We start from the raw sequence: 12,207 nt of genomic DNA, 5'->3' as shown, positions 1-12,207 counted from the left end.
CTTACTCCCCGGTCGTCTGCTGTTTCTTGGCCGATTTGGCCTTGCCCTGATAGAGGCGCTGTACCGCGCCGGCATCGAGGGCGCTACCACTGCCGTCATAACGGGCACCACGAGCCCAGTGCTCGCCATGGCTTTGGGCACGATATTGATTGCGCAGCACCAGACAGGCGCTGGCAGGGGCTGACACCCCGCCTCTGGCATAACGGCAGCTATCCGGCTGCAAGGTGGCATCGAGTTGCACCTGATAGTCACCTTGCCCGGTCGGGGTGAAGATGAGCCGGGTATCAAGCGCCAGCCACTGAGCCAGCCACTGAGCCAGCTGCTGGCGCAGCGCCTCCGGCGTTGGCGCATTGCTTGCTGGCTGCGGCCCGCTGATCTGCAGCGTGACGGTGCCCGCCTCCAGCCGATTGGCCAGGGGGGCCAATTGCCATTGCAACTGCTGTTGCAACTGCGACGGGGCAACCCGGAATTGCAACTGATCCTTGAGAGGGGCAGCCGGAGGTGGGGTGGTACAAGCCAGTAACGGCAACGTCATGGCCAGCAACAGCGTCTCTTTCAACATGGTCATCCTCCTCAGTAGCTGTAGCCATAGTTGCCGAACAGGCGGGTTGTCTGCGCCGCCGGCAATTGGGTTGACCCCATGTCGGTGAAGAACAGTCGCTCGAAGCGACTCGGAGCCCGATAATGATCCAGCGGCGTCGACAGGGAGAGGGGATCGCTGGTGGGCTGCACCAGGCGGGCAGTGGCGATGATCACCAGCTCGCTCTCCTGATTTTTGAAGCTGTTGCTGCCAAAGAAGGGGGCCAGCCCGGGGATCTCTCCCAGGAAAGGCAGCGCTTCGTTATTCTGGTTGCGATGGCTACGCACCAGACCTGCCAGCGCAAAGCTCTGGCCGTCAGCCAGCTCGATGGTGGTGGTGGTACGACGCGTCTCGATGCCCGGTACCACGACCCCGGCAATGGTGACGCTGTTCTCCCGGCTCAGGGTCGATACTTCCGGGGAGACCGTCAGGCTGATACGGTTGTTGTCGAGCAAGGTCGGCGTCAGCTCCAGCGAGATGCCGAACTTCTTGAACTCAATCTCGGGCCCGTTATCGCCGTTGCCAACCGGAAAGGGGAACTCACCGCCGGACATAAAGGTCGCTGCCTCTCCCGATTTGGCCGTCAGGTTGGGCTCGGCCAGTACATTGACCAGGCTGTTTTCCACCAGCGCATCGATGATGGCGTTGATGTAGACCACATCTTTCTTGCCGGTCCAGCTGCCTCGCTCCAGCGGCTTCGGGAAACGGTTACCCGGCGAGACCCCCAACTGCAGATACTCCCCCATCGCGCTCCAGCGCAGCCCCAGCTGTTCACTGGTAGTACGCTGCATCTCGACGATGCGCACCGATATGTTGATTTGATCCGATCCGGCCAGTCGCAGCTGGTTGATGACATTGGCGTACTGACCGCTGCCCCCACCGGCGACTGCTGCACCTTCATCCTGATTACCCGCCTGAGGCGAAGGGGCCATCACCGTACTCTGGGCGACGGATTGCGGTTGCAGTCCCTTGGCAAAGCCTTCCACCATGCTGAGGATTTCGTGCGCCTGCAGCGGGCTGGTCACCTCTCCTGCCACTACGATGGCACCGCCCGACTCGCTAAAGGTGAGTCGACTCTGGGGGAAATGCTGACGGGCCAGCTGTTCAAGCGGTGCGAGATCAGCGGCTACGGTTACCCGATAGTGACCCAGGGTTCGGCCATCGAGGGCGGTCACCACCAGATCGGTGTGGCCCACCTTGCGGCCATAGATCAGCAATTGCTGCTCAGAGGGGCTGTGTACTCTGACCAACTCCGAATTGGCCACAAAGGCATCCAGCACAGGTTCATCAAAATTGAGCAGGGTGGATTGCTCGGGAGTGAGCGTCAGGCTCTCGGCGGCTGCGGCCCAGAGCGGCAGCATGGCGAGCAATATGGCAAATGTTCGCAACATCATTTCCTTTCTGTGTTGATTAGGGTTGACGGGTTCGGTCGTTGCCATCGCCATAACTGATCTTGACCCCGTGACCTGGAATGGCTCTCGGGTTCTGGCCGCGAGCAACCTGTTCAGCCCATATCAGACTCCCCTCCGGCAGCGCCATCGCAGGGCTGCCCGCCGGTGCGCTCTGTGCCGAACGCAGCACCAGAGCCAGCTCTCCCAAGCGATGTGCCAGCAACAAGCGTGCTGCCGCTCGGGGGGGCACCTCGAAGGTCACGGCGACCTGGTCGAAGTTATCCTGTGCCGCAGGATTGCCGTTGAGCGCAGCGATATCGGTCACCTGGGCGTCGATGGCCAGCAGTTTGATATCGGTCAGAATGATCTCGGCCGACTGATTGCTGGTTACCTCTGCCCCTTGGGCATTGTGCTGACGCGCATGCTTGCTGGTGAGGATCACATCCACCCGGTTACCGGGCCGGATCAGGCCGTGGCTGGCCGCCTCCCTCCCCAACGCCAGCGTCACCGCTCGCATGCCCGGCGCCATCATGGCGGAGAGATAGTGACTCTGCTCGGGACGAACCAGATCATCGGCAGAGACTATCTGGCCCGCCTCCAGCGTGCGGGTCACCAGACTCCCTTTGAGGGCCTTGGTATCGGTAAAACCAAACAGAAAGAGACCCGGCAGGTTCCTCTCTTCGGCTTCGGGAAGGGCTTGCCAGCGCAGATCTTCGGGATGGATGAAAGAGCCGGCCTGTACCCGATGGGCGGCAACCAGCACTTGGGCCACCCGATCCGGCGCTAACGATTCTGCTGGCGCATCCCGTGGGGATGCACCGCTCTGCGGCGCAGGTTCAGCTGGCCACAAGGTAGCCAGCATCGCCGCCAGCACCAGCAGTGCAGCGATAAGCAAAAAGAGTTTCTTCATAAGGTGTGACTACATAAATAGAGGTGTGGTCAGAGCTGCCGCCCAGAGGATGGCAACCCCATAAGGCACAGTAGTTGGATTGGGTGAAGGGCGCAGGCGGCTATGGATCAAACACACTAGGCTGAGCAGGCCACCGGAGAACGCCATCAACAGCAATAATTCGGGCCATTGCTCGCCTGCCCCATAGAGGCAGACCGCCAGCAATTTGCTGTCCCCGGCGCCACACCAGCCTCGGTGATAGGCAACCAGCCCCAACAGCAAGGTCAGTATGGCCAACACCAGTGACAGCGGATTGAACGGCAACAACCAGCCAACCCAGAGGGCCAGTACCAGCACCGCAAGATTGGGGATCCGCCGTTCGAACAAATCACTGACCATACACCAGCAGACCATCAATGTGGCGAGCCATTGCCCCCACGCCATCACTTGCCAGCCGCGTCCATATTCAACCCGGCAACAATGGCGGTGAACTTCTCTTTCAACGCCGTGATGAAGATCCCGTCCGAGCCAAATATGGCCAGGATCCCGGCCGCCAACCCGGCAGCCAGGATGCCGTATTCAATGGCTGTGGCACCGCTTTCATCCTTCAGGTAGTCACGAAGGTAATCCCAAACTCGCATCGTCATTTTTTGTCCCTGTTTTTTTATGCCTGAAATTAAACAACGACAAGATGATATTGAGATCACAAACGAGAATCAATATCATTATCACAAAATGAAATAATTCGCAGAGTGAATTTGCAAATCTAACGAAGTTAACAGCAAAAGCATCTGCAATGAGTTTCATTTACGCGCTAAAAACCGGACTTGGCAGATTAATAATCTAGACAACAATAACGGAGTCGAACGTGTTCAGGACAACGAAACCACTGCTGTTGCTCCTTTGCTGTGCCACATTGCTGGCATGCAAGGCAGAGCTGGGCAGCCCCGATCAGGCAGGAAATAACACAAGCAACAACGGGGGAAGCGGTAGCAACCAGCAACCCACCACACCGGATAGCGGAAGTGGCAACAACCCGGGCACTGCGGGAGGTACTGCCAGCGGAGGAAGCGCCAGCAGTAGCAACGGAGGGAGCTCGGGTAGCGGCTCGGGAACAACTGCACCAGACCAATCGGGCCAACCAACAACGGGGACAACACAGCCCGCCCCACCCACTTCGCTGGATCTGGCCGGCGCACTGCCGCTGACTCACGAACAGGGTGGGCAATTTGATATTCAGCTCTGTGCCGACAAGGTCTGCGTCACCCAGAGCGCTCAGGCTGATGGCAGTTTCGGCTTCAAACTGAAATTGAGCCAATGGCCACAAGACAAGGCGCTGCGCCTTGTCGCCAGCCACCGTCAGAACAGCGCGCTATCCCTCAGCAGTGAATTGCCTGCGCTGACACAACTGCTCAAACAGGATCAAAACGGGGATGGCATCATCACCGAGCAAGAGAGCCCTCGCCTGCACCTCTCCCCCATGCCGCTGGCATATCAGAGCATCATGGCGGCGCTGCAAAAGCAGGAGGGAAAACAGGATGTCTCCGGCCAGCTCTTCAGTGACCCTCATCTCAATCACCGTTTTGCCCGAGATCTCACCGCCTTGCTGCAGTTGACCCTGAACGGCGATATGCCTAACCCGGCTCAGCAGCTCGGTGAGTTGGCAACTGCACTGGTCAGCCAGCAACAGTCCAACCCGACATCCACCCTGCTTGAACACCTGACGACACTGGCCACCAGCCAAGGCACAACATTACCTGACGACGCCGAAACCCGGCTGAACGATGCCCTCACTGCCATGGAGAAACTGGATACCCGCACAGCGACCTACCAGCTGCTCACCACCTTCTACCCACAGCGCAAATTGACCTTGCTGGGACAATTCCCCTCTCGTCTGAGCGAAGCATCGGTATCGGTAGAGATCGGTGCCAAACCCAACCACGATGGGCTCAATGCCCACTATTTCAAACCCGAACGCCCCATTCGGCCACAACGGCTTGCGGTAATGGCCCAGAGTGGTCAGATGCAAGAGTCTCTTCCTATCAAGCAGGGCAACCAGTACAGCACCACTCTCACGCTCGCTGACCTCAACAACAGCTTCGCCAGTTGCAAACCGGGCAGCAGCGAGACCAGTGATGATCTGATGGAAGACACCCTGACCCTGGTGGTACAGGATGCCAAGAGTGAGGTGGAACTGCGCTCGGTGCTCGGATCTTTCTGCGAGCTGGTCAAGCGCGATGAAAATCGCGATGGCATACTCGGCGCCAACGAATATCCGCGCCTCAATGTGGGCTATACCACCACTGCGCAGTGGGCTTTGCTGCTCAAAACCACACTCAGTGCAGGCATGGGCTCTTTCCTGGACTGGCAAGCCTGGACCCTGGCGGAGCTGGATCAAAAACTCAAGGCACTACCGAGGCATCAGGTTGAGCTACTGGCAGCCATGGTTGCCCTGCAGGCCGAGGGGGAGCTCTGGCAGCAACCTGTCAACCTGATCGAGGGCACTGATTTTCGCCAGCAACTGCTGAGCTGGCTGGAGATCAACATGGCCAATGAATATTCAACCGTGTCCCGCAACAATCACATACCGGACCTGTTCAAACTGGAAACCACCATCGCCGAAAATAGCGGGCTGGGCCCCCTGTTGAATGCCAATCCAGACAAGAACATCTCCCACATCATCAAGGCGGCGGCAGGTCTGATCCGCAACTCGGAAAGCGATGCTCTTCTCTATCCCGGAACCACCACAGCGGGTAGCTGGCTCACCCCCTACCCCAACAGCCCCATATCCCCTGTCTGTCAGCGCGAGGTGTTGTCAGATCAAGTAATCGGCCTGGCTATTCTGGGCCAGGGCCGTGATCAGGATGGCAGCCACTGGGTCACCCTCGGCTGGCAACCCCAGGAGGGAGTGAGTCAGTATCGAATTGGCTGGGGGAAAACCCCGTTTGAACATATTGAAAACGCCGAACAGCAAAACATCAGTCAGCAGACTCGCATCACCCTCAAGGGTCTCCCTCACTATCAGGACTACCAGATAAGAGTGATGAGCGAGGGTGGCACCATCAGTGCCCCACTGACCTACCGAGCCGAGCAGTTGCATGTGGCCGATACCCGTATCACCCACAGCATGGGGCTGGATGATGGCAAGCGTGGCCGGGACCTGGATAGCCGCTGCGATCCCTTGAGTGGACAAGCGGTCAACAGCAATCTGGATGGAGTGCTCGGCGCTCGCTACATCAAGCTGGACAACCGGGGAGACCCCCTGCCACGCCAGGATCTCTCCTACAAACAGATGCCGTTTGCCTGCGTGGCCGACGCCCTGAGTGGGCTGGTGTGGGAGACCAAGGTACAACACAAGGATGGCGAATCTTCCCTGCACGATGACAAAAGCCTGTTTGCCTATGACGATATCCAGAGCAACAACGCCTTCAACGGCAGCTGCTATGACCCGCAAAGTGGTGCTCTGGCCAGTGACCGCAGCCGCTGCAACCTGAAACGCCAGATAAGCCAGGTCAACCAAAGCAAGCTATGCGGCCTCTCCAACTGGCGCGCCCCCAGCCAGCAGGAGTTCTACGGCATCATGACCCTGACCCGGGATAATCCCATTGCCCTCGATACCCGCTACTTCCCGCTCTATTCGGGTCTGCAATACACCCGTGGGAAATGGCAAGAGCTGGAGGGGATTTCCCACGGCTTCTGGACCTCGGATGTGATGCCGGTCAGTCGTACCAACAGCACTTGGGCAAAAGATGATGGCGGGCTTGATGCATATGAGGTTCGGCCGGATAAGTATCTACGCGGCAGCGTCGCCCGCCAGTATCAACCTCACCACGTCATGCTGGTGAGCGATGGCTTCAAGGTCACAGGAGAATAAAATGCACCACTCTCTCTTCCCCTTATTACTTGCTGCCGCCCTGTTGCCGGCAGCAAGCCAGGCCCGTGAATGCCTGCCTGGCTATCAGGACGATGGTACCCGTTTCGTTAGCGAACTGATCGACACGGCCGAAGGCAAGCTGCAGGTGGTCAATGACAGAGCTACCGGTCTGCAGTGGCTCTACTGCCCCTACGGTCAACAAGTCAGTGATAATGGCTCTGGCTGTGAAGGCATGCCTGAGGTGATCAACAGCAGAGCAAACCCGAGTGACAACCCCTTGATGACCATCATCATGCAGGCCAACGACCGGCTGAACACCCCTGCACACCCTTGGCGGGCCCCAGACATCAAGGAGCTGTTTACCCTCTACAACCCTCAGTGCCAACCTGGTACCTACAGCGCAGTGGGCTTTCCAGACCCTCAGCTGGCCGCAGATACTGAAACCCTCAAACAGCGTGCGTGTGAAGCCAGATATGATCCGGTGACCCATGAATATATTGAGCCGACTGAAGAGCAGGCACAGGCTTGCAACAAGCTAGCCGAGCAAAGCAATGCCTTAACCATGCTCCAGTTTATTTCAGACAGCGCCTCTGGAGATGGATACAACTACCTGCAGTTCGAACCATCACATGAAGTGTTTCATGAAGGCGGTTACAGTGCACCTATGCTTAGGCTCGTCAGGCCAATCCCGAACCACAGTGAATGACGCCGTGCTGGCCAAAGGGAGGTAACTCCCTTTGGCAATTTTTGCCTTGGCTTTTTACTTCCGCCAAGGGAGTAGGTATGATTCGGCCAGCGTAAAAAGACTTGAATGGATGATCTGAACTCGATATGCGGATGAAACACCTGATTGCCGCGGCTTTGACCGCCCTCACCCTCTCCGGTTGCAGCCTGGTCTATCGTATCGATATTCCCCAAGGCAACTATGTGGAACAAAAACAGGTCGACAAACTGCGCCAGGGGATGACCCGCGAGCAGGTCAGCTATGTGCTGGGGACCCCCATGCTGCGCGACGGCTTTGACCCCAACACCTGGTACTACCTCTATGAATTCCAGCCGGGCCACGGCGACAAGGAGCGCAAAGAGCTCACCGTCACCTTCGCCAATGACAGGCTGACCACAGTGACGGGTGACTTCCCGCTGCCAGCAGCCTTCAATACCCCGCTCTGATATCCCGCAAAACCGGCCTCGCGCCGGTTTTGTTTTATCCAGTCCCGCGTAATTCATCCTGCCCGTGATCCTGTCAGGGGATACAGTGTCATCTCCCCCATTGCAGCTGCCCGCAAATTGCCTGATGCTGATCAGCAGCCACCATGGCATCAACACCATCGAATGACACAGGGAGAATCCCCATGAGCCGGATCCTGATTGCCGGAGCCAGCGGCCTGATCGGTCGCGAACTGGTGCAGCAACTGCCTGCCGAACATGAACTGACCCTGCTCTGTCGCAAGCCGGGCAAGGAGGCGCACCACTGGCTGCCGGTCAATTTTGATGAGCTGGCCAGCGTCACCCTCTCCCGCCCGGTGGATATCGCCTTCTGTGCCCTCGGTACTACCCGCAAGGAGGCAGGCTCTACCGAGGCGTTTCGCCGGGTCGATCTCGACTATGTGATCGCCTTTGCCGAACTGGCCCGCCGTCACGGTTGTCAACGGCTCATCGTGGTCTCGAGCATGGGGGCCAGCGCATCTTCCCCGGCTCTCTATCCGCGTACCAAGGGGGAGATGGAGCAGGCCCTGCTGGCCCAATCCTGGCCACGGCTCGCCATCGTGCGCCCCGCCATGCTGCTGGGGGATCGCCAGCCACCGCGCCTCTCCGAGCAGATCTTTCAGACTATCTACCCGCTGTTTCGGCCGCTGCTGGTGGGCAAGCTCGCCCGCTGGCGCGCCATCGAGGCCCGTCAAGTGGCCCACGCCATGATCGCCCTCTCGAAACTGCCCGCCGGGTGCGAGATTGTCGAAAACGAGCAACTGCTGGCCCTCTGAACCCGGCCTTCCCCACAACTTAAGCTCTATGCCGTAAAAACAGCAGGGCAAGCCAATTGGCTTGCCCTTTGTTTATCTGTTGGCGAGGTACCCTGAGCGCCTCTTGCCATCACAGGCCACGCTCGGCTGTCAGGGCAACATCCATCAACCGCGAATATGGTCGATAAAGGCGTCGATCTGCTCGCGAGTGCAGGCGGGGTTCATAAAGACTGCTTTTTCCCCGGCGATGTAGGAGTACTTGCCGCGGGCGTCATAGTCGGAGTGGGCCACCGCCTCCACCCAGTTGGTGTAGAGCCCCACCTTGCCGCGCCCCTTGAACAGGCTGCGGTGGTAGTCGGTATTACGCCGCAGTCGCGCCTTGTAGGCAGGGTCGCTGGAGCGGGCCAGCTCGAAGGCAAATTCGGCCTCCGGATCACTCACCCACTCGGGGTTGTAGATCTTGAAGCCGACGCTCGGCCCCTGATTCTCCTGCGCCACCAGCTTGACGTTGCCAAGCTGACTCAGGCGATAGCGGAAGTAGTTGGCATTTTGCAGGCAGTGGGCCAGCACGATGCGATACCCCTCCACTCCCATGTAGTTCAGCGCCGCATAGGCACCAAACAGGCCGCTCGCGCCGCGGGAGCACTCGATGGTGGATTGCAAGTGGGTCTGGCCCTGAATGTCCCGCTCGAAGTAGGAGAAGTTCTCCGGGTCATTCTCCATCGCCTTGAGGTCATCCTGCTCCTTGATCATCACCAGACTGGAGGTGTAGGGCACATAGCCCCACTTCTGGAAGTCGACGGTAAAGGAGTCGGCATATTTGAGCTCGGCAAAGCGCGCCACGTTGCGCTCGATCCCCGCCAGAGTGGCGCTGTTGATGGCGAGCGGGTTGGCGGCAAAGTCGTAACCCAGGAAGAAGATCATCGACCAGCCGATGGCGGCATCGACGTGGATATGGGGTTTGACCGCCACCTCAAACTGCTCGCACAAGCGATTGCGCAGTTCGAACACGGGTTTCACCTGATCCACCCCGAAGGTGTCGGTGGTGCCCATGGTGAGCATGATGGTGGGCACCACGTGTTTCAGGGCAAAACACGCGGTCAGGGTGCGCTCGAGATGGTCGAGATCGATGTCATTGTTCTCGCCGACCTGAATGCGGATGGTCTTGTTCTCGATGTCGACCCCGAGCAGGGAGAGGTTGGTGATGTTGGAGTAGTGACCGCCCTGGGAGTTGATGATGCGGTAATCCTGATAGTGGCCGAGCCCCTTGTGCTTGGCCTCGGGCAGGCTTTTGCGAATGCCGAGCAGGTAGCCATAGAGGTTACAGAAGGTCCCCCCCTGGGTGAAGATGCCGGTGGCGCGAGCCGGGTCGTAGCCCGCCAGCAGCGCAATCTGGCGCACCACCTTCTTCTCCAGCTCCTCGGCCACCCCGGCGTATTCGGAGTAGACCAGATTGGGGTTGGCCAGAATGCCCAGCTGGGCACCGTAGATGGCGGGATCCGCCGACATGGTGATGACGTTCTCGACACTGGAGGGGTTCTCCCAATCCTTCGACAGCGCGGCGGCAAACAACAGCTCGGCCATGGGCTCGCCCGGGGTGCGCATGGTGGCGGGCACCGGCATGGTCTCGCAGAGATCGGCCAGGCGGGCACGGCCATCAGGCCAGGCGTTCAGGCGAGCATCCGGCGCCAGGCCACGGGCCCGAAATTCGTTGAGGGTGGCAAATCCGGGTTCGCGAAAAACGGGCCAGAGATCGGGATTGCGCGAGAAAAAGTTGGCTTTGACGGTGGCGAAACGGGCGGAGAAATCGGGGTGGACGGCATTGACGCTTTCGTCTTGCAGATAAACTAAGTCACTCATTTTTATACCATTAGTACAGCAAATGTGCGGCCGTTATACCCCTGTACCAGCGGGGCCAACAGTGACAATATCTAATGGCCTACCCTACTTTTTGTCATGTATCAGCCATGACAAGGGCTGGCAAAAAGGCGCCTTTGAGGCGCCTCTTTATATTTCGTGATCTTGCTCCCATCCTGGCTGACAGAGTCCTTACTACCAGACCGCCATCAGTGCAGCGCTCCCCTCAACGCAGGGAGGCCAACAGCCACTCGGCAAACTCCGCCAGCTCGCTCTGCTGATGCGGAAAGGCCGCCAGCCAGGGCTGCAGGCGCGCGGCGACAGCGTCCGGCCGATAGCTACAACCCACCAGTTCGGCCGCCAGCAGATCAAAGGGGGCCGGCTCCAGAGTATCGCTAAAGAGCTGCGCCCGGGTGATGCCCCCTTTCTCCACATCAAAGTGCAGCTCCACCCCGCCCCAGCTGAACCGCTCCTCCAGCAGATGGCTGAACGCCGGAGCATGGCCATAGTTCCACTCCCAGCTGCGCTGGCGGGCGAAGGTCTCGGCAAAGCCCGGCAGATCCGGCATCTGCTCCGGGGAGATATGCTCGGGCTCAACTCGCGCACCGTAATGGTGGAAGAAGGCCTCGACCAACGCCTCACTCACCTGTTGATGATCGATGCCCGGCAGCAGTTCGCACAGGTTGGCCACCCGGCTGCGCACCGAGGTGATCCCCTTGGCCGCCAGCTTCTTGGGGTCGGGGTTGAGGTAGTTGGCAAGGCGGCCGAGATCGGCGTCCAGCAGCAGGGTGCCGTGGTGGAACCCGCGATCCAGTGTCTCCCTGTAGGCGGACCCCGATACCTTGCGCTCCCCGTCCGGGGTCGCTACCAGCAGATCGTTGCGACCGGAGGCAAACGCCTCGATCCCCAATCGCTTGAGCCCGTCCAGCACGATGGCGGTGGAGACACTCTTGTCATACTCCGGCTTGCCCGCCATGAAGGTGAAACAGCTGTTGCCAAGGTCGTGGAACACGGCGCCGCCCCCACTGCTGCGACGCGCCAAGGTCACCCCGTCCTCTTCCATCCGGCGGGTATTGCACTCCTTCCACGGATTCTGGGCTCGGCCAATCACCACGGTATTGGCATTGCGCCAGAGGAACAGCACCCGCTGGCCGGGGTCCATCTGGCGGAAGATGCACTCCTCAACGGCCAGATTGAACAGGGGATCGTAAGAGTCGGAGACAAGTAGACGCAAACGGGACATAAAAAGACCTTATCCGGAACTGGGGGCAACATGATAACACTGACGGGGTACCGTCACTGAGCTGTCGCACATTAACCGGTGCGCAGCAGCCGCGATACATTTGCGTCACACCTGACTGCCCTATAAAAGTATCTATTGATATAACGACACAGCTTGACGTGCAACCACGGAAAAAATGCAGTTTATCCACAATGATAACGATAAAGACGGGAAAAAGTGGCTAGAATGCGACCACTTCGATAGGCCATATGACTCTCTTATTGGTCACATAACTTGCAAAAAAGCGGCATGTATCCATCCCGTGTGATGAACGACACAAAAATGACTTTCCAACCCCCCTATACCCCATTGCAAACGCCTTTTCTCCCCTTGCAGGTGACACAAAATTGCTTGAATCTAGCCTAGACACCGC

The 12,207-nt window shown here is 58.8% G+C and carries 11 protein-coding genes; 4 read left to right on the top strand and 7 right to left on the bottom strand.

Translation table 11 applies throughout. The features are described 5' to 3' along the window. Position 1: 1 nt before the first annotated feature. Genes AB5Y99_RS13665 through AB5Y99_RS13645 form a run of 5 tightly spaced genes read right to left on the bottom strand, consistent with a single transcriptional unit; the run spans position 2 to position 3,507 of the window. Positions 2–562, bottom strand: coding sequence for a pilus assembly protein FlpD (locus AB5Y99_RS13665; protein ID WP_368209910.1), 561 nt, complete (start codon positions 560–562; stop codon positions 2–4). Between the two features lie 11 nt (positions 563–573). After that, a complete protein-coding gene (locus AB5Y99_RS13660; protein WP_323891120.1) occupies positions 574–1,971 on the bottom strand; it encodes a pilus assembly protein N-terminal domain-containing protein in 1,398 nt (465 codons plus the stop codon). Between the two features lie 19 nt (positions 1,972–1,990). After that, positions 1,991–2,881: a Flp pilus assembly protein CpaB gene (gene cpaB, locus AB5Y99_RS13655; RefSeq protein WP_368209909.1), complete on the bottom strand. Its 891-nt coding sequence runs from the start codon at positions 2,879–2,881 to the stop codon at positions 1,991–1,993. A gap of 9 nt (positions 2,882–2,890) precedes the next feature. Then, positions 2,891–3,274: a prepilin peptidase gene (locus AB5Y99_RS13650; protein WP_323891200.1), complete on the bottom strand. Its 384-nt coding sequence runs from the start codon at positions 3,272–3,274 to the stop codon at positions 2,891–2,893. A 29-nt stretch (positions 3,275–3,303) separates the two neighbouring features. Further along, complete coding sequence (locus AB5Y99_RS13645) at positions 3,304–3,507, bottom strand: Flp family type IVb pilin (RefSeq protein ID WP_005350403.1); 204 nt, start codon at positions 3,505–3,507, stop codon at positions 3,304–3,306. 221 nt (positions 3,508–3,728) lie between these two features. Between AB5Y99_RS13645 and AB5Y99_RS13640 the strand changes: the two genes are divergently transcribed. From AB5Y99_RS13640 to AB5Y99_RS13625, 4 genes are all read left to right on the top strand, one after another. Then, positions 3,729–6,734 carry a DUF1566 domain-containing protein gene (locus AB5Y99_RS13640; protein WP_368209908.1) on the top strand — a complete coding sequence of 1,002 codons (3,006 nt, stop codon included), beginning with the start codon at positions 3,729–3,731 and terminating at the stop codon, positions 6,732–6,734. 1 nt (position 6,735) lies between these two features. Continuing rightward, positions 6,736–7,440: a hypothetical protein gene (locus AB5Y99_RS13635; RefSeq protein ID WP_323891114.1), complete on the top strand. Its 705-nt coding sequence runs from the start codon at positions 6,736–6,738 to the stop codon at positions 7,438–7,440. Positions 7,441–7,565: 125 nt separating this feature from the next. Beyond that, on the top strand, positions 7,566–7,904 hold the full coding sequence (gene bamE, locus AB5Y99_RS13630) for an outer membrane protein assembly factor BamE (protein WP_005337980.1): 339 nt from the start codon (positions 7,566–7,568) through the stop codon (positions 7,902–7,904). A gap of 182 nt (positions 7,905–8,086) precedes the next feature. After that, entirely contained in the window at positions 8,087–8,716 is a 630-nt protein-coding gene (locus tag AB5Y99_RS13625) for an NAD(P)H-binding protein (protein ID WP_323891112.1), read from the top strand. Between the two features lie 144 nt (positions 8,717–8,860). On the opposite strand, the gene AB5Y99_RS13620 is transcribed toward AB5Y99_RS13625, so the two are convergent. Together AB5Y99_RS13620 and AB5Y99_RS13615 are read right to left on the bottom strand one after the other, a co-directional pair. Then, positions 8,861–10,555, bottom strand: a complete 1,695-nt coding sequence (locus tag AB5Y99_RS13620; RefSeq protein WP_323891110.1) for a pyridoxal-dependent decarboxylase — start codon at positions 10,553–10,555, stop codon at positions 8,861–8,863. A 223-nt stretch (positions 10,556–10,778) separates the two neighbouring features. Next, positions 10,779–11,795, bottom strand: a complete 1,017-nt coding sequence (locus AB5Y99_RS13615; RefSeq protein ID WP_257690146.1) for a lipoate--protein ligase A — start codon at positions 11,793–11,795, stop codon at positions 10,779–10,781. Between the last annotated feature and the right edge of the window lie 412 nt (positions 11,796–12,207).

It is taken from the genome of Aeromonas sp. R4-2 (assembly GCF_040908295.1).
Lineage (GTDB): Bacteria > Pseudomonadota > Gammaproteobacteria > Enterobacterales > Aeromonadaceae > Aeromonas > Aeromonas veronii.
The sequence above is the reverse complement of the archived record's forward strand: the minus strand, read 5'-3'. Positions and strand labels throughout refer to the sequence as shown.